This window comes from Paenibacillus sp. 7523-1, assembly GCF_002276415.1.
Taxonomy (GTDB): domain Bacteria; phylum Bacillota; class Bacilli; order Paenibacillales; family Paenibacillaceae; genus Paenibacillus; species Paenibacillus illinoisensis_A.
The window spans coordinates 1-201 of record NZ_NPBR01000056.1 but is presented as its reverse complement, the minus strand read 5'-3'; the positions used below and the strand labels follow the sequence as shown (position 1 = coordinate 201).

Below are 201 nucleotides of genomic sequence, written 5' to 3'. Positions count from 1 at the left end.
CCCTTTTGGGTGTATTTAAACTACATAATGTGGCGGCGTAGCTCAGCTGGCTAGAGCGTACGGTTCATACCCGTGAGGTCGGGGGTTCGATCCCCTCTGCCGCTACCATTTAACGCCGGTGTAGCTCAACTGGTAGAGCAACTGACTTGTAATCAGTAGGTTGGGGGTTCAAGTCCTCTCGCCGGCACCATAAAACGACAT

The 201-nt window shown here is 52.7% G+C and carries 2 tRNA genes; both read left to right on the top strand.

The features are described from left to right. Positions 1-31: 31 nt before the first annotated feature. Positions 32-108, top strand: a tRNA-Met gene (locus CHH60_RS29525). Positions 109-114: 6 nt separating this feature from the next. Further along, a tRNA-Thr gene (locus tag CHH60_RS29520) sits at positions 115-190 on the top strand. The last annotated feature ends 11 nt before the right edge of the window (positions 191-201 follow it).